This is a genomic window from Pedobacter agri PB92, from assembly GCF_000258495.1.
In the GTDB taxonomy this organism is placed as follows: Bacteria; Bacteroidota; Bacteroidia; order Sphingobacteriales; family Sphingobacteriaceae; genus Pedobacter; species Pedobacter agri.
Genome location: NZ_AJLG01000026.1, coordinates 1 through 15,830 on the forward strand (window position 1 = coordinate 1; position 15,830 = coordinate 15,830).

At 37.8% G+C, this 15,830-nt stretch carries 18 protein-coding genes; 2 read left to right on the forward strand and 16 right to left on the reverse strand.

The window, feature by feature from the left end:
• The 13 genes from ON09_RS05820 to ON09_RS05875 all read right to left on the reverse strand — a co-directional run.
• Positions 1–386 (reverse strand): LUD domain-containing protein (locus ON09_RS05820; protein ID WP_010600122.1); only part of this gene is annotated, 386 nt, incomplete at its 3' end.
• Positions 387–467: 81 nt separating this feature from the next.
• Positions 468–2,126 (reverse strand): M28 family peptidase, encoded by a 1,659-nt coding sequence (locus ON09_RS05825; protein WP_010600123.1) that lies wholly within the window; start codon positions 2,124–2,126, stop codon positions 468–470.
• Between the two features lie 31 nt (positions 2,127–2,157).
• Positions 2,158–2,595: a ribose 5-phosphate isomerase B gene (gene rpiB, locus ON09_RS05830; RefSeq protein ID WP_010600124.1), complete on the reverse strand. Its 438-nt coding sequence runs from the start codon at positions 2,593–2,595 to the stop codon at positions 2,158–2,160.
• A gap of 45 nt (positions 2,596–2,640) precedes the next feature.
• Entirely contained in the window at positions 2,641–3,084 is a 444-nt protein-coding gene (tatC, locus tag ON09_RS26570) for a twin-arginine translocase subunit TatC (protein WP_316927774.1), read from the reverse strand.
• Complete coding sequence (locus tag ON09_RS26575; RefSeq protein WP_316927772.1) at positions 2,988–3,413, reverse strand: twin-arginine translocase subunit TatC; 426 nt, start codon at positions 3,411–3,413, stop codon at positions 2,988–2,990. The genes tatC and ON09_RS26575 overlap by 97 nt, the downstream gene beginning before the upstream one ends.
• Before the next feature lie 229 nt (positions 3,414–3,642).
• Positions 3,643–4,845 (reverse strand): LVIVD repeat-containing protein, encoded by a 1,203-nt coding sequence (locus ON09_RS05840; RefSeq protein WP_010600125.1) that lies wholly within the window; start codon positions 4,843–4,845, stop codon positions 3,643–3,645.
• 162 nt (positions 4,846–5,007) lie between these two features.
• On the reverse strand, positions 5,008–6,354 hold the full coding sequence (gene accC / locus ON09_RS05845) for an acetyl-CoA carboxylase biotin carboxylase subunit (RefSeq protein WP_010600126.1): 1,347 nt from the start codon (positions 6,352–6,354) through the stop codon (positions 5,008–5,010).
• Between the two features lie 96 nt (positions 6,355–6,450).
• Positions 6,451–6,927, reverse strand: coding sequence for an acetyl-CoA carboxylase biotin carboxyl carrier protein (gene accB / locus ON09_RS05850; protein WP_010600127.1), 477 nt, complete (start codon positions 6,925–6,927; stop codon positions 6,451–6,453).
• A 143-nt stretch (positions 6,928–7,070) separates the two neighbouring features.
• Positions 7,071–8,066, reverse strand: a complete 996-nt coding sequence (locus ON09_RS05855) for a beta-ketoacyl-ACP synthase III (RefSeq protein WP_010600128.1) — start codon at positions 8,064–8,066, stop codon at positions 7,071–7,073.
• Positions 8,067–8,085: 19 nt separating this feature from the next.
• Positions 8,086–9,024, reverse strand: coding sequence for a phosphate acyltransferase PlsX (gene plsX, locus ON09_RS05860; protein WP_010600129.1), 939 nt, complete (start codon positions 9,022–9,024; stop codon positions 8,086–8,088).
• A 100-nt stretch (positions 9,025–9,124) separates the two neighbouring features.
• Positions 9,125–9,316 (reverse strand): 50S ribosomal protein L32, encoded by a 192-nt coding sequence (gene rpmF / locus ON09_RS05865; RefSeq protein ID WP_010600130.1) that lies wholly within the window; start codon positions 9,314–9,316, stop codon positions 9,125–9,127.
• 16 nt (positions 9,317–9,332) lie between these two features.
• Positions 9,333–9,863: a YceD family protein gene (locus tag ON09_RS05870; RefSeq protein WP_010600131.1), complete on the reverse strand. Its 531-nt coding sequence runs from the start codon at positions 9,861–9,863 to the stop codon at positions 9,333–9,335.
• 219 nt (positions 9,864–10,082) lie between these two features.
• A complete protein-coding gene (locus ON09_RS05875; RefSeq protein ID WP_010600132.1) occupies positions 10,083–10,925 on the reverse strand; it encodes a sulfurtransferase in 843 nt (280 codons plus the stop codon).
• Positions 10,926–10,936: 11 nt separating this feature from the next.
• Here ON09_RS05875 and ON09_RS25100 point away from each other — a divergent pair, with 11 nt between their 5' ends.
• Positions 10,937–11,098 (forward strand): hypothetical protein, encoded by a 162-nt coding sequence (locus tag ON09_RS25100; protein WP_157258852.1) that lies wholly within the window; start codon positions 10,937–10,939, stop codon positions 11,096–11,098.
• A 23-nt stretch (positions 11,099–11,121) separates the two neighbouring features.
• Here ON09_RS25100 and pdxA read toward each other — a convergent pair whose 3' ends face one another.
• Positions 11,122–12,201 (reverse strand): 4-hydroxythreonine-4-phosphate dehydrogenase PdxA, encoded by a 1,080-nt coding sequence (gene pdxA / locus ON09_RS05880; protein ID WP_010600133.1) that lies wholly within the window; start codon positions 12,199–12,201, stop codon positions 11,122–11,124.
• Between the two features lie 151 nt (positions 12,202–12,352).
• Between pdxA and rsmA the strand changes: the two genes are divergently transcribed.
• Entirely contained in the window at positions 12,353–13,132 is a 780-nt protein-coding gene (gene rsmA, locus ON09_RS05885) for a 16S rRNA (adenine(1518)-N(6)/adenine(1519)-N(6))-dimethyltransferase RsmA (protein ID WP_010600134.1), read from the forward strand.
• A gap of 3 nt (positions 13,133–13,135) precedes the next feature.
• Here rsmA and ON09_RS05890 read toward each other — a convergent pair whose 3' ends face one another.
• Positions 13,136–14,650: a glycoside hydrolase family 32 protein gene (locus tag ON09_RS05890; protein ID WP_010600135.1), complete on the reverse strand. Its 1,515-nt coding sequence runs from the start codon at positions 14,648–14,650 to the stop codon at positions 13,136–13,138.
• 307 nt (positions 14,651–14,957) lie between these two features.
• Positions 14,958–15,644, reverse strand: coding sequence for a hypothetical protein (locus tag ON09_RS05895; protein ID WP_010600136.1), 687 nt, complete (start codon positions 15,642–15,644; stop codon positions 14,958–14,960).
• Positions 15,645–15,830: the final 186 nt, after the last annotated feature.

The following is a 15,830-nucleotide window of genomic DNA, read 5'->3' on the forward strand; positions in this document are numbered from 1 at the left end:
ATTTGATTACTTTCCAGGAAATCATTTAAATGGATTTCTTCGGTGGTCATTGATTTAGATTTGATCACCGTTTTGCCGTTATTCCGCTTAATGATGTTTAGAATTTCCTGCTGAGCCTCAGCGGCATCATTTGCCCAAATCACTTTTCCTCCTCTACGTTGAAAGTTAGACTCAAACTCAGGCAAAAACTTATCAAGATTTTCCATCACACGCCATTTAATCACGTGTGCTTTCTTTTTTGAAGCCTCAAGATTTTCGAATTTTGATAGCCCGCGTTCTACTGCCGTATTGTATTTTCCAATATTATAATTGATGGTTTTACGATGCGGTAAATCAAAAGCTTTCTCATCAGATTTCTCTAAAAATTCCTCGGCAGTTTTCATCATAATTCAAAGATAGGAATTTCTCTTACGGCCTAAAGTAATGTGCATAAAAAAGCCCCGACTGCTTTAGTCGGGGCTCAATTTTTATGGTTGAGGTATTGTACTACCTTTTTTTGGATTCCCTTTTCCATCTTTATCTACCGCTGGGCGCTTGGCTCTGTTTGCCAGTTCCCATGCTGTAAAGTAAGTAAGCTTAGCTCTCTTAGTTAGCAATGGGAAGTTGATTTTGCTTACCTCATCGCCTGGTCTGTGATAGTCTTGCTCCAACATTCCATCATAATAAAAGATAATAGGAATGCCCAATTTAGCAAAGTTATAGTGATCTGAACGATAATAAATACGTTGTGTATCCTGAGGATCATCGTATTTATAATCTAATTTCATTTTGGTATAAGTAGCATTCACCTGCTCACTTAAATTACCCAACTCACTGCTTAACATGTTTGAACCTACTGAATAGATGTAGTTGGCAGAATCTGGTTTACCTAAATATTCTTCGCCGATACGGCCGATCATATCTGTGTTTAAGTTAGCTATCGTGTTTTCTACAGGAAAAATCGGATGCTGTGAGTACCAATCCGATCCCCACAAACCTTTTTCTTCGCCCACCACAGTCATGAAAAGAATGCTGCGTTTTGAGCCTTTGCCCGCTTTTTTAGCATCAGTAAATGCTTTTGCCATTAAAAGAACACCTGTAGTTCCAGATCCGTCATCATCAGCGCCGTTGTTTATTTTGTCTGGTCCTTCCACCTCAGGAGTAATACCAATGTGATCATAATGGCCAGTTAATACTAAAACTTCTTTCTTCAATTTCGGGTCAGTTCCTTCCAGGAAACCTAAAACATTTTCTCCACGAACTTCAGTTCCCTTTTTCATCGCACTTGCAGAAATGGCAACGTTTATCGTTTGAGATGCAGGTTTTGCGCTTTCAGTAACTTTTTTCTGAAAAGCATCAACCGAAGTATTCGCAGCTTTTAAAATTTCATTCGCTGTTGCGGTAGAAATGCTGATAATGGTGAACGGGTTTTGCTTTTTCATCCGCTCAACCACTTCTTCTGTTCTCATCACTACCTGACCAGCTTCTAATGATGCTTTACGCTCTGGCGAAATATTATCAACAGTAGGATCGATTAGAATAACAGCTTTCGCTTTATTTTGGGCCAGGTAACCTAATTTTTTCTGTCTCGCCATCATTGCAGCACGGCGATCAACCTTATCTGTAGCTTTTGCTGTTGGATCTCCCGTAGCAAAAATTAAAACAACTTTCCCTTCTACGTTAATGCCATCATACTCATTAAACCCATCTTTGGAGATGCCGTAACCTGCAAAAACAATATCATCAGCACTGAAAGTAAAGCCGTTTAAGCCTACTGCATTACTGGTAATTAAATAATCTTTATAGGCTTGTTTTGGCTGGCCGTTAATGGTTAACATGCTTTCGCTAACAGCATAAGTAGCGAGGTCAATTTTTTGGAAGTATCCTCCATCAACAGGGCCTTTTAATCCAAGTGATTTAAAATAATCACGAATATAATCTGCAGCCATCCATGCTCCTTTTTTACCGGTTTCACGACCTTCATATTCATCAGAAGCTAAAACGGAAAGATGTTTAAAAGCGTTTTCAGGATTTATGGCTTTGCTAAACCTAATTGCATCCTTGTTCGCTGCAAGTGGTTTAACTTGTGCAAAGCAGCCAACACTCAGTATCGACGCTAAGCCTAGGGTTAAAAATCTTTTATTCATTATGGGTAATAGTTAGTTTAGTTTGATAAGGTTAGCACGAAATTTTATTTACTCTTGTTTGATGACGACCGCCCTCAAATTCCGTATTTAAAAATGTAGTGGTAATTTCTTTTGCCAATTCTTCTGAAACAAAGCGGGCAGGAATGCATAAAACATTTGCGTTATTATGTTTTCTTACCAGAGCGGCAACCTCATTCTCCCAACATAAGCCTGCACGAATGCCTGCATGTTTATTGGCAGTAATGGCTACACCATTTGCAGAGCCACAAAGCAAAATACCATAAGTAAATTCACCGTTTTCAACAGCAGCGGCTAAAGGGTGTGCAAAATCAGGGTAATCTACGGAGTCCAATGAATGGGTACCAAAATCCCTAATCTCGTAATCTTTAAGGAACTCTTTAAGCACTTCTTTATATTCAAAACCAGCGTGATCTCCACCAATCGCTATTTTAATTCTAGTTTCAGACATGTCCAAATTTATATAGAATTCTAAAATGTATTCGTAATGTTTTCGTTAGTTAGCGTAAAATGCTGCCTCCGCTTTTTTCTTCTTCCTTTCGATAAAGGCAGAAACAAAAATACTCAATTCGTAAAGCAGGAAGAGCGGCGTAGCCACAATCAGCATCGTCATAATATCTGGCGTTGGTGTCACAATTGCTGATATGATTAAGATGATGACAGCTGCATACCTTCTGCTCGACCGCATCAGTTTCGGCGTCATTAATCCAAGTTTCGAAAGGATGAAAATGATTACCGGAAGTTCGAAAATAATACCAGTTCCTAAAGTTAACGTGGCAACTGATGATAAGTATGAATCGACAGTGAAAGTATTTTTAATTTCCTCACTTACCGTGTAACCTGTTAAAAAGTTAACGGAAAGCGGACAAACGATAAAATAACCGAATAGGATACCACATACGAAAAGTACCGAAGCAAAAAAACAAAGCCACTTGCTGATTTACGTTCATTTTCGTGTAAAGCGGGCTTGATGAAACGCCAGATTTCCCAAAGCAAATAAGGGAAACCCACCACAATACCGCACATTACACAGACATTTAACTGAAGATTAAACTGCCCAGCCATTTCAGTATTGATGATTTCTCCATTGATCTTGGTGATACACATATCTGCACCCAGCGAAGGAAACTTCTCTACCAGTTTACACATCATGCGATAAGTCCAGAAATCAGGTTTCTTAGGACCGAAAATAATTCTATCGAGAATAAATTCATTGAAGTAAAAAGCGATACCAGTGAATACGGCAATGGCAATTACGGCTCGGATCAAATGTTTACGCAGAACATCAAGATGGTCAAAAAAAAGACATTTCTGCCTCTAAGGTTGTACTCTTTTGTCCTATAGCTTTTGTAAGGGAAGTTTTTTTAGTGTCGCTCATGTTGAAAACAAAAATACCATTCTAATTGAATAGAATGGTATCTACGTGTTAAAGATAGAAATAGTTTATATTATTTAACAAAAAGCATATATAAATATCATCTAGTAAACGGGTGATAATCTATTTCTGTACTTTGATCAGGCTTAACTGCCTTAAATTGGATGCATTACTATAATTAAACTGATAAACACCGTCATCACCGGTTACGATTAATGATTTCGGCCCTGCAATCACGTCGAAACTTTTTATATTTTGCAAATGCTGAAGCATATTATTTCCAATCGCTTTATTATCAGTGATATTAAAGCTCTTAATACCAAAATTGCCCTCACATAAAAATAAATTATTTCCATTTACGCTTAAGCCATGAGGATTTTGCATAGGGTATGCTATAAGTAGCTTAGGTTTTGTTGGGTCTTCAATATCAACCACTTCGAGTTGATTACTTGCTTGCCTGCAGTTATTACCTGTCCGCAAAGTAACATAAGCGAATTTTCCTTGTACCACTACCGGGTCGCAGGCAAAAATATGGCTATAAGTAGATAGCTTAACCGGGTTGGCGGCATCGGTAGCATTAAAGATATGCATTCCGGTATTAGTGCCAATAAACAATTTATTATCGTAAGGAAAAATAGTTTCCACTCCCCAGCCTAAATTAATTGATTTTATAAAAGATGGATTGGAAGCATTTTTCACATCAAACAAGCCTAACTCATACAAGCCAACCGTGTAGAGATAGTCGTTCATTAAAGTAAATCTTGCCATCGAGCCGCCCTGACCATAAGAACCGCCTTGAGAAGAAGAACTGGAATAGGCTGCGATATCATTGACGACGCCTCCCTTGTAAACCTGTTTCTTTACCACGGTATCTTTAGTATAAAAAAGATATTTTTGAACACCAGCAGAATAAACTTGCTTAAAAACATCATTTACCCTTTTAACTTGCTTAATACTATTCATATTTGAAATATCAAAAGCAAGCAAGTCAATAAAGCTATCAGCATAAAGAATATTATTTTGAATGGCAAGATCTACATTGCCCGGAATTTGTATAAAGGCAGTGTTTACAGGTGCATTGGGGTTAATATTATTGTAAATATGAATACCTTCTCCTGGTTCGTTTATAAAAAGATAATCATTGTAAATATAAATTTTACCTGTTTTTTTTGTTTCTGTTGCTTTGGTTAAACCTACCGGCAGGGCTCTCATCTGCTCAACCGTGATCATTTTTGTAAGTTTGATCACTTCATATTCATCCTTCTTACATTGAGTAAATGCGGCAACAAGCAGAAGCAGCAGTACGTTAATTAGATATTTTTTCATATTTGAGGGTTTTAACTTAGAAACGAGTGTAATCTCCTAAACGCTACAAGGTTAGGTTAATAATATGAATTTTTTTCGATGAAATTTTCAGATTCTTCTATCAGCTAAAAACAAAAAAAGCCAGGATTTTGCAAACCTGGCTTTCTGAAATATTGATTTTAATTATTGTGAATCTACAAATTCGAATGTTTCCATAAATTTTGTGGTGAAATTACCGGCTCTAAAATTCGGGTCTTTCATCAATTGTAAGTGGAAAGGAATAGTTGTTTTTACGCCTTCAATTACAAATTCACCCAGAGCACGTTCCATGGTGCAAATTGCTTCTTCGCGGGTTTGCGCCACACAAATTAACTTTGCAATCATCGAATCGTAGTTTGATGGAATAGAATAACCAGCATAAACATGGGTATCCACACGCACACCATGACCACCCGGAGAATGGAAATTAGTGATTTTTCCTGGTGAAGGGCGGAAATTATTCGCAGGATCTTCAGCATTGATACGACATTCAATTGCATGCATATCAGGGAAATAATTTTTACCCGAGATTGGAATTCCAGCAGCCACTTTAATTTGTTCTTTGATTAAATCAAAGTTGATTACTTCTTCAGTAACCGGATGCTCTACCTGAATACGTGTATTCATTTCCATAAAATAGAAGTTGCGGTGTTTATCAACCAAAAATTCTATTGTACCAGCACCTTCATAATTTACAGCTTGTGCTCCTTTAATAGCAGCCTCTCCCATCCTTACACGAAGTTCTTCGGTCATGAATGGTGATGGAGATTCTTCTACCAGCTTTTGGTGACGACGTTGAATGGAACAATCACGTTCAGATAGGTGACAAGCTTTACCAAACTGATCACCGATAATCTGGATTTCAATGTGGCGAGGATCTTCAATGTATTTCTCTAAATATAAACCATCATTACCGAAAGCAGCACCAGATTCCTGACGAGCACTATCCCATGCATTTTCGAACTCCTCATCTTTCCAAACTACACGCATCCCACGGCCACCACCACCGGCAGTAGCTTTAAGAATAACCGGATAACCCATTTCGTTCGCAATAGCGATACCTTCTTTAACGCTGGTTAATAATCCCTCAGAACCTGGAATTGTTGGTACACCAGCAATTTTCATTGTTTCTTTAGCAGAAGCTTTATCGCCCATGCCATTGATTTGTTCAGGCGTGGCACCAATAAACTTGATACCGTACTCGCGACAGATGTTTGAAAACTTAGCGTTTTCTGATAAGAACCCATAACCTGGGTGTATGGCATCAGCATTAGTTAATTCTGCCGCTGAAATAATATTTGGAATATTTAAATAAGAATCTTTACTTGGAGGAGGACCAATACAAACAGCCTCATCAGCAAAACGTACATGTAAACTTTCGCGATCGGCGGTAGAGTAAACAGCAACCGTTTTGATGCCCATTTCCTTACAGGTGCGGATAATACGCAAAGCGATTTCTCCCCTGTTGGCAATTAGTATTTTTTTAAACATAATTTTTCGTTTAAATGCCATGGTTCGTGTCTCCACGAACCATTTGTGTTAAGCGGTTCGTGACGACACGAAACCGAGGCGTAATAAGACGGTTTACTAAATAGGTTCTACTAAAAACAATGGTTGATCGTATTCAACTGGTGATGCATTATCAACCAAAATTTTAACGATACGACCTGAAACTTCACTTTCAATTTCATTGAAAAGTTTCATTGCCTCAATAATACATACCACTTTACCAGTGCTGATTTCATCACCCACATTTACGAAAACTGGTTTATCAGGGCTTGATGAACGGTAGAAAGTACCAATCATCGGTGATTTAACCGTAATGTATTTTGAAGTATCTTCTGCAACTGGTACTGCAGGCGTTGCTGCAACCGGAGCAGTAGGAGCTGTTGCAACTGGCGCAGCAGCCTGTACAAGCGGTGCCTGAGGCACGGTAGCATGCACAACTGTTGGTGCCTGGTTTGTTTTAATCGTAATCTTGAAGTTTTCCTGCTCGATAGCAACTTCGTTTACTCCAGAACGAGAAACAAATTTAATCAGTTCCTGTATTTGTTTGATATCCATTTTTTAATCCTTGTTATGTAAAAAATAGTGTATAAATGAATTAACTAAGTTATACTTTTTTTGTTTTATTATTTGTTATTTGGGTTTTTTAGCTGTTTGGGAGATTAGTTAAATTCGAAAAAACTAATCATCAATACAACCCACTAGCTATTATATGCCCATTTAAGATAAACTGAACCCCACGTAAAGCCTCCACCAAAAGCAGCCAACACAATGTTATCTCCTTTTTTAAGTCTGCTTTCCCATTCCCACAAACATAAAGGAATTGTTCCGTTAGTGGTATTGCCGTAACGCTCTATATTGATCATTACTTTATCAGTTGTTACACCCATGCGGTTAGCGGTTGCATCAATAATGCGTTTGTTTGCCTGGTGAGGCACTAACCACGCAACATCATCAGCTGTTAAGCTGTTACGTTCCATAATTTCTGCAGCTACATCTGCCATGTTAGTTACAGCAAATTTGAAAACAGTTGGACCTTCCTGGTGTGCAAAATGTTCTCTTGCATCAATAGTTTCGTGTGTGGCAGGCTTAACTGAACCACCGGCTTTCATTCCTAAGAAATCTCTGCCAGAACCATCAGTTCTTAAGATAGAATCCTGAATTCCTAAACCTTCTTCATTTGGCTCTAATAAAGCACAACCGCAACCATCACCAAAAATGATACAAGTGGTACGGTCTTCATAGTTGATAATTGACGACATTTTATCGCCACCTACCACTAATACTTTTTTGTGTCTTCCTGATTCAATAAATGATGCACCAGTAGATAAACCAAAGATAAAACCCGAACAAGCCGCTTGTAAATCGTAACCCCAGGCATTGCTTGCGCCAACTTTATCGGCTAAAACGTTAGCGGTAGCAGGGAAAGTAAAATCTGGTGTAGTGGTGCAAAAGATAATCAATTCAATTTCCTTTGCATCAATACCTCTTTTTTTAAGTAAACCGTTTACAGCATGAACCGCCATATCTGATGTACCCAAACCTTCACCTTTTAAAATTCTGCGTTCTTTAATTCCCGTTCTGCTGGTAATCCACTCATCCGAAGTGTCAACAATGGTTTCTAACTCTGCGTTTGTAAGCACATAGTCGGGGACGTAACCATTAACTGCCGTAATAGCAGCGTGAATTTTACTCATTTGAAAAATTTTAAATAAATTATTTAAATGCCATTCTAATTTTTTCTACCAATCCGGTGGTAATCATTTCTCTGGATTGAAGAACCATATTTTTTACAGCTAACGGACTAGAAATTCCATGTCCGATAACAACAGGAGCGTTAACGCCTAAAACCGGACTTCCACCGTACTGTTCGTAATTAAAACGATCAAAAAACTCATCCTTTAACCCTTTTTTTATGGTTATCACATAAAATGATTCTGCCAGTTTAAGCATCACATTTCCGGTAAAACCATCGCAAACGATTACATCCGATTTATCGTTAAATAAATCTCTACCTTCTACATTACCCACAAAGTTAAACAGATTGGTATCTTTCATTAACGGAAAAGTAGCCATGCTTAGCATGTTTCCTTTTTCATCTTCTTCACCAATATTCATTAACGCAACCCTTGGGTTATCAATTTTGAATAAATTTTCGGCATACAGGCTACCCAGTACACCAAACTGTAATAAAATATCAGGTTTGCAATCGGCATTTGCACCAACATCTAATAATAAGCCGGTACCGCCTTTAAGTTTTGGAAGAATAGAGCATAAGCAAGGGCGGATGATGCCCGGGATAGTTTTAACGCTAAAAACAGCGCCAACTAACATTGCGCCAGAGTTACCAGCACTTGCAAACGAATCGATTTTACCCTCTTTTAGAAGATTAAAACCTACTGCGATGCTCGAGTTTGGTTTCTGAACAATTGCTTTGGTGGGATGTTCGCCCATACCAATCACTTCATCAGTATGAACGTATTCAAAGTGATCCGGATTAAAACCCTCTTCTGCGAGAATCGGTTTAATCTGTTCGGTATCGCCAATAAGAACCAAATGTTCTCCGGCGTTTAGCGATTGATGAGCTGCTATTGCTCCCAAAACGATTGCTTTGGGAGCATAGTCTCCGCCCATTATGTCGAGGCCTATTTTCATAGAAAAAATCTGTTTGTGTTAAGCTCAGGTAAACCCTGATTTTTCAGTTGCCTAAGGTATGACTAAAGCCGCTGAAAACACAAACAATTTTTTAAGAAAATTACCCGATTTGAGTATTTTCGATAACCAATTTACCGTTATAGTATAGGTTACCATCAACGTTGTATGCACGGTGAGGTACGTGAATAGCACCTGTTGCTGCGCAAGTTGCTAAAGAAGGTGTCACTGCTTTGTAGTGTGTTCTTCTTTTGTTTTTTCTCTGTTTCGAGATTTTCCGTTTTGGATGTGCCATTGGTGTATAATCTAATTTATTTTTTTAACTTATTAAGGGCTTCCCAACGTGGGTCGCTTGTTTGTTCGTTTTCTTCTGCCTGCTTATCAATAGAGAGTTGTTCTAAACGATCAATCATTTCCTGATCACAATCTTTATCTGCCTGCTCGCAATTTTTGATATAAGGTACAGCCACGTTAATCATTTCGTATAAAGGTGCCGATATATCAATCTCGGTATCTTTACGGCTTAGCGTGATGATTTCCTCATCATCGCTTTCCAGCTCATCTTCAGCAAATTTTACAATTTGTCTTTCGTACAAGTTTACCGGGTAAGCAAACTCTGATAAACATTTATCGCAATCTAAATTTACTGTACCAATAACTTTGAATTTTAAAAGCAACATGGTCTCTTGTTTCTCAAGTTCCAGGTCAACCTTTAAATTTCCGCTTTTAATTAATGAATACTCAAATGCATTAAAAAAGCGGTCATCAAGCTCATAATCAAAGTGATGAACTCCCAATTTTAATCCGGTAAACGGTATAGAAAATTGTTTTAATGGCTTCAAAGTACTATAAAATTTTAGCCTGCAAATGTAGGGATAAAATAATTAGATAAAAAATGTTTTTTAAAAATTGTTAACATTCAAATCTGTGATTTAAGAATAGAACCCGTTAAATAAATTTTTGAAAATCAATTTATTCGCTTCATTGGTTTCGAAAGTTCCGCTTTCCTTTCAGATTTACACATCGATCTGGTTTAGCTTATAAAAGCTGTGTAAGGAATACTAACCATTAGCCAAAACCATTTCCTTGCCGTTTCTGCTCCATTCACTCCATGAGCCTACGTAAAGTTTTGGAATCGGTAAACCTGCATAATCCATGGCTAATAACGTGTGACAGGCCGTAATGCCCGAACCGCAATGAACGATTACATTGTTTAAATCAACGTTCTCTAAGGCTGCAGTATATTTTTCGTTTAAAATGTCTGGTTCTAAAAAACGTCCATCAGCATCTAAATTTTCGGTGAATGGAATATTAATGGCACCAGGGATGTGGCCTGCAATAGTATCGATTGGTTCTGTTAAGCCTGCATAACGATTGGCATCACGTACATCGATCACAATATGATCATCGTTTTTAGCTACCTTTTCTACCTCATTAATATCTGATAGCGGCAAATTCCAATTTTGAACCTCGTACTCATCAACCGACTTTGGTATTTCGACCTTATTGGTAACAGGGAAACCCGCTTTTACCGCAGCTTGAAAACCTCCATCGATTACTTGCACCTTCTCATGTCCAACTGATTTTAACATCCACCAAAATCTGGCTGCTGCATTACTTCCATTTTTATCATCATAAATGATGACATGACTTTCTTTGGTGATCCCAAGTTTCTGTATAACTTTACTAAATTGATCGAACGTTGGCAATGGATGGCGTCCACCTATAGCAAAGTCACCGATATTGGCTAAATCTTCGTTAACATCTACGAAAATTGCACCAGCCAGATGTTGTTCATCATAGCGGGCTTTTGACCCGGCGCTGGCATCAACAATTACAATTTCATTATCGAGATTTAACCACGTTAACTCTTCGGGTTTTAAAATGGAAGAAATTTTGCTCATTTCGTTTAAATTTGAAACACAATTTTAACAAAAATAAACCTGATAGAAGTGGAAATACTTTTTTGTTGCAGCTTTTCGACAAGCTCGGCATGACCATCACTAAAAAGATTGCAACGAATAGCAGGACTACCGGAACCGATGAAATACAGTACCTTGCTTTTCTAAAAAATTAAAACTTGTATTTTAGGGTTAAGCTTTACGAAGCATCATCTTTAATGTCGAACTGTGTTTCTACCACTTTTCCACCGCCACGTAATTGATTACTCAACATTTCTTCCTGCTCCCTGCGATTTTTAACGATATGAATGGCAGAAAACAAAGCCTCGGTGAATGAAGTTGAATCGGCTAAATCTTTACCCGCAATATCATAGCCGGTACCATGATCTGGAGAGGTACGCACAAATTTTAATCCTGCGGTATAATTTACACCATTATGGAAAGCCAAAGTTTTGAAAGGAATCAAACCCTGATCATGATACATGGCCAAAACCGCATCGAACTTTTTATAGCTGCCATTCCCGAAGAAACCATCGGCAGGATAAGGTCCGAATACCATTAAACCTTTATCGTAAGCTTCCTGAATTGCAGGCGTGATGATTTCTGCTTCTTCTGCCCCTAATAAACCATTGTCGCTGGCATGAGGGTTTAACCCCAGAACTGCGATTTTCGGTTTCTCAATCCAGAAATCCTTTTTAAGGCTATCATTAATCAGCTTTAGTTTGCTAAGAATTTTTTCTTTGGTGATTGATGTAGGCACATCCTTAACAGGTATGTGACCGGTAACCACACCCACACGTAGATTTTCGCTAATCAAAAACATCAATACATCCTTACTCCCACTCTTCTCCTGCAAATATTCGGTATGACCGGGGAAAGCAAATGTTTCTGATTGGATGTTGTGTTTATTGATGGGAGCCGTAACCAAAGCATCAATGTCGCCAGCTACTAAATCGGCCGTTGCCCTTTCTAATGATAAAAGTGCATATTTTCCACCTGTAGCCGTTACCTGGCCAAGCTCAATTTTTACATCTTCTTCCCAGCAGTTAATCATGTTGGCTTTTTTCAATTGCGCCTGATTGGCGTGATTGATTACGTTAAAGCTGAAATCGCCAAGGTTATTCGCCTTTCTATGAAAAGAGGAAACCTTGGTATGACCATAAACAATTGGAGTACAATAATTTAAAATAGCAGGATTGGATAATGTTTTAATAATTACCTCTAAACCGATACCGTTCACGTCGCCTATACTGATGCCAATTTTAAGTTTATTGCTCATAATTAGTGGAAAATTTAGCGCAAATTACTGATTTGATTTGATAAATAAGGCATAGGATGGATGGTTTAAGGTAAAGCGTTTGTAAATTGAATTGCCATACCTTACATCCTAAAGCTTATAGCTTCCACCTTAAATCATTACCTTTGTTGCCATGAGTTTAGTAAAAGCGAAAAAACATTTAGGTCAGCATTTTTTAACGGATAAAGGCATTGCCAACCGCATTGTAGAAAGTTTGGTGAATACCGATAAATACAATCAGGTTTTGGAGGTTGGTCCTGGAATGGGCATTCTTTCTGATTTTTTGTTGCAACGCCAGGATTTACAAACTTACTTAATTGATATTGATACCGAATCTTTTCATTTTTTGAATGAAAAATATCCCCAACTCGGCGACCGGCTAATTAACGGAGACTTTTTGAAGCTGGATTTTAATGCGATTTTTCCGGGCCAGTTTGCCATTATCGGAAATTTCCCTTACAATATTTCTTCGCAAATATTATTTAAGATTTTAGACAACCGCCATAAAGTTGTGGAAATGGTTGGCATGTTCCAGAAAGAAGTGGCTCAAAGGTGTGCATCGCCGGCAGGCACAAAAGATTATGGAATTTTAAGTGTTTTTCTTCAGGCCTACTACAAAATCGAATATCTTTTTACGGTAAAACCAGGTACTTTCAATCCTCCACCTAAAGTACATTCGGCGGTGATTCGCTTAACCAGAAATGAAGTAGAAACATTAGATTGTGATGAAAAATTATTTTGGCGTGTGGTAAAAGCCGGCTTTAACCAACGTAGAAAAACTTTGCGTAACGCGGTTTCTGCAGTGATGCCAAAAGATAAAATGGATGATCATATTTATTTTGAAAAACGGGCCGAGCAACTTACTGTTGATGATTTTGTGAAGTTAACGCAGCACATTACTTCGTTGATGTAGGGCTTATTTATCCAAATTCCATATTTTCAAATTCGTTAAGGTTGCTTTTCCTCCTACAGTAAAAGCAGATAAACCTGTTGCCTTTTCTTCAGGAAATACCATGGTTGTGATTACTTTTTCACCACCATTTCCAAAAACCTCCAAAGAAGATTTATCGAACAAAACTTGGAACTTAATTTTTCCATCAACCGGATTCACCGTTGCGGTTTGAATCAGGTTTTTATCATTTTTAATTCCTTTTTCTGAACGCGAACAATCTACATAGATCTGTTTCTTCGCTACGTTATAACCTACTTCAACTTCTTTTAACAAAGTACCTTTATTATCTTTTAACTGCGCAAGTTTAAACCCAATATTTTTAGCTTCATTGATCGAAAACTCTGCATCAATCCAGTAAGAATTTAATGTTGGCCCCAGGAACGTTTCGCCACTTAAACCGATATTCTTCTTCTTTGCAACTTTTTCTCTTGAATGATTTTTCAGCTTATCGGTAATGATTTTTAATGGTTGCTGAAATAATCTGATTCCGTTTGGGGTAGTTTTTAGTGATAAATCTCTAGGAATAGACATCTGGCCTTTCCATGGGAAAGTTTCCTTGCCGCCAGGCTGCAACCAGCCCAATAAAATTTTCTGATTTTTAGGTGCATCGTTCCATGGTATGGCAGCATAAAAGGCGTCGCCATCATCAACCAATAAGGTTAATTTCTCATCGTTATCGTTTTTGAAGTCTTTTCCATCAAAATCTCCAACAAAATACTGCATTGATGGTCCTTTCTTCGTAAATAAAGAAACGGCCAATACCCATTTAACGTGATTACGATTGCCATCAACGGGTAGTGGAATAATAAAAGGACATTCCCAACCGCTACCGATATCACCCTGATTACCAAAGTCGCTCAACTTTGTCCATTCTTTCAGGTTTGTGGAGCCATAAAATCTGGTCAAATGCTCATCAACCATGGCCACTGTCATAATCCATTGTTTCGAAGCTTCATGCCACCAAACATTTGGGTCGCGAAAATCTTTTTTATTTAAATCGATAATGGGATTTCCGGCATAATTGGTAAAGGTTAAGCCGCCATCATTACTAAAAGCCAGATATTGCGATTCATTTTTCTGCTTAGGTAAATCGGCTGTATAAAAGGCTAAAAGCGGCCCCTTTCCTTTCCCCAAACCGCTTACGTTTTTTTTGTCAAAAACTGCTGAGCCCGAGAAAATCATTGTTGTCGTATCTTTTGTGATCCGTTCTGGTATGGCAACAGGCAGGTTTTTCCAATTGATCAAATCTTTGCTAGTGGCATGCCCCCAACTCATGTGTCCCCATTTGTTCTCGAAAGGATTATATTGAAAATAGAGATGATATTCTCCATTGAAATAAATCAGCCCATTGGGATCATTAAGCCAGTTTGCTGGTGAGGTAAAATGATAGTTTGGCCGCCATTGTGGTGTTGGCTCCTGCGCTAAAACGTTTAATGAAAACAAAATGATAGAGGTAAAAATGATGTTGATTTTTCTCATAAGTGACGTAATTACTATTACAGCTAGGTGTTTTCCTTTGGTATTTGATATCGATATGCGGGTATGTTTGAATTTCAATCTTTAAAATCAGTAGATGCGTTGAATCACCACTACTTATTTACCATCCGCCTCTAAATTAAAGGTAAGTGTTTTTCTGTTTGACTCAAAACCATTTATTAAAAATGCAGGCTTTAGATGGTTTACTAATTACAACTGAATCCGTACTTCTAGATTTTCAACAAAACAACAAACCCCATTTCATTAATCTGAAATAGGGTTTGTTAATTTTACCTTAAATTAAATATGATCATATATTTGCGTTCTGAAGCGGATAAAACGCAATAACATTAGTCATTTTTTTATCTTTTGCTTTACCGGTAGGATTTGAAACATTCAAAATACTAATATATTTTGTTGGGTCGCCCATTGATTCAAAAATAATTACTTCCGCATAATTAGCTTCATTCATCAGCGATGGCTGATCATTCAAAACAACAAAATTTCGGTTGTTTAGCTCATTCAAAAGGTGCTCTTTGTTTTCAACCATGGGAATACGGTTTAGCGTCTTACGCTTGATCATCCACCGGTCATTTATCTCAGAGTATGGTTTAATAACCTGACCATTTAAAACAGAAAATATGATTCCGCCAAGGATGAATATAAATTCGCCTGCCCAAATTACCCACAGCAACAAACCGCTTACCGTATCAGTTCCTTTTATTCGAAATGATCCGACTTCGTTAAGATTTACAATTTCCTGAAAGAGAATATTAGGATGGGTAAAAAGGAAAAAGAAATCATCCGCTAATAACTTAATATCAGTTGCATTTAGGCTAAAGGTAAATCCTTTTTGGCTATAGATTAACGTATCGAAAAATACCCACTGAACGTAAAAGGCAAATAACCCACAAAAAACGGCAATTGCAGTAACGATTTTCCGATTTCTGAGCTTTCCGATTTTTACACCAAGATCGATGAAAAAACCAAGACCCATACCCAGCAAAAAAAGCGATAATGGCGATGAACCAGATATTTGGTATTAGCCTACCTAGAATGATGTATATGATAGGGAGTATGATGGATGCTAAAATTCCAATAGCAAGTGTAATGAGGATTGCTGATGTTGAAGCATATCCCTGAGGCGTATATTTATTTTCCATAAGAGCATTTAGATGAGAAC

Bases quoted from the DNA above. Each gene is read 5' to 3' on its own strand.
- ON09_RS05825 (WP_010600123.1), bottom strand. From the start codon at position 2,126: ATGAATAAAAGATTTTTAACCCTAGGCTTAGCGTCGATACTGAGTGTT.
- rpiB (WP_010600124.1), bottom strand. From the start codon at position 2,595: ATGTCTGAAACTAGAATTAAAATAGCGATTGGTGGAGATCACGCTGGT.
- ON09_RS05840 (WP_010600125.1), bottom strand. From the start codon at position 4,845: ATGAAAAAATATCTAATTAACGTACTGCTGCTTCTGCTTGTTGCCGCA.
- accC (WP_010600126.1), bottom strand. From the start codon at position 6,354: ATGTTTAAAAAAATACTAATTGCCAACAGGGGAGAAATCGCTTTGCGT.
- accB (WP_010600127.1), bottom strand. From the start codon at position 6,927: ATGGATATCAAACAAATACAGGAACTGATTAAATTTGTTTCTCGTTCT.
- ON09_RS05855 (WP_010600128.1), bottom strand. From the start codon at position 8,066: ATGAGTAAAATTCACGCTGCTATTACGGCAGTTAATGGTTACGTCCCC.
- plsX (WP_010600129.1), bottom strand. From the start codon at position 9,024: ATGAAAATAGGCCTCGACATAATGGGCGGAGACTATGCTCCCAAAGCA.
- rpmF (WP_010600130.1), bottom strand. From the start codon at position 9,316: ATGGCACATCCAAAACGGAAAATCTCGAAACAGAGAAAAAACAAAAGA.
- ON09_RS05875 (WP_010600132.1), bottom strand. From the start codon at position 10,925: ATGAGCAAAATTTCTTCCATTTTAAAACCCGAAGAGTTAACGTGGTTA.
- pdxA (WP_010600133.1), bottom strand. From the start codon at position 12,201: ATGAGCAATAAACTTAAAATTGGCATCAGTATAGGCGACGTGAACGGT.
- rsmA (WP_010600134.1), top strand. From the start codon at position 12,353: ATGAGTTTAGTAAAAGCGAAAAAACATTTAGGTCAGCATTTTTTAACG.
- ON09_RS05890 (WP_010600135.1), bottom strand. From the start codon at position 14,650: ATGAGAAAAATCAACATCATTTTTACCTCTATCATTTTGTTTTCATTA.
- ON09_RS05895 (WP_010600136.1), bottom strand. From the start codon at position 15,644: ATGGGTCTTGGTTTTTTCATCGATCTTGGTGTAAAAATCGGAAAGCTC.